Here is a 756-nt window from a genome sequence, read left to right as displayed (position 1 = left end):
GCCTAGGTCCTGTACCCAAACCCCTTGCGGGTGACGGGGCGGAGTGATTCAAGGCTTCCCAAAAGAGGAGGTCCCGATGGCTCGCTTCGACCTTTCAGACACGGAGTGGACAATCATCGCGCCGCTGTTGCCTGGAGCGGAGGGCAAGAAGAACGGCCGGCCGCGGCCGGATGACCGCAAGGTGCTCAACGGCATCTTCTTCGTCTTGCGCACTGGCACGCCGTGGCGCGATCTGCCTGAGCGCTATGGCCCTTACACAACAGCCTACAATCGCTTTAATCGATGGGCCAAGAAGGGCATCTGGCTGCAGATATTTGAGGCCTTGGCAGCGAAGTCTCCACAGTCATTGCAGTTAATCGACTCCTCGATCATCCGCGCTCACCAGCACGCCGCCGGTGGTAAAAAGGGGGCCCGGATAACGCCATCGGCCGTTCTCGTGGAGGACTGAGCACCAAGATAAACGCCATCGTCGATCAGGCCGGCATGCCGGTCCATATTGTGCTGTCGCAGGGCCAGTCCTCGGACAAGACCGTGGCGCCGCCCCTCATCGAAGCGGTCGAGCCGGGGCGCGATCTGGTCGCCGACCGCGGTTACGATGCCCGAGCCCTCATCGATCTGGTCGAAAGCCGTGGCGGGCGCGCTCACATCCCAACCTGCCGCGACCGCAAGGTTCAGCGTTCGGTCGATCCTGCTCTCTATCGACAGCGCAATCTGATCGAACGCTTCTTCAACAAGTTGAAGCATTTCCGCCGCATC

The 756-nt window shown here is 61.2% G+C and carries 1 pseudogene; it reads left to right on the top strand.

Annotation, left to right across the window (positions count from 1 at the left end):
- Nucleotides 1-103: 103 nt before the first annotated feature.
- Nucleotides 104-756, top strand: a pseudogene (locus HL671_RS38725) (IS5 family transposase); the annotation flags it as partial.

This window comes from Bradyrhizobium denitrificans (genome assembly GCF_013179005.1).
GTDB lineage: Bacteria > Pseudomonadota > Alphaproteobacteria > Rhizobiales > Xanthobacteraceae > Bradyrhizobium > Bradyrhizobium denitrificans.
This window is presented reverse-complemented; position numbering and strand designations above follow the sequence as displayed.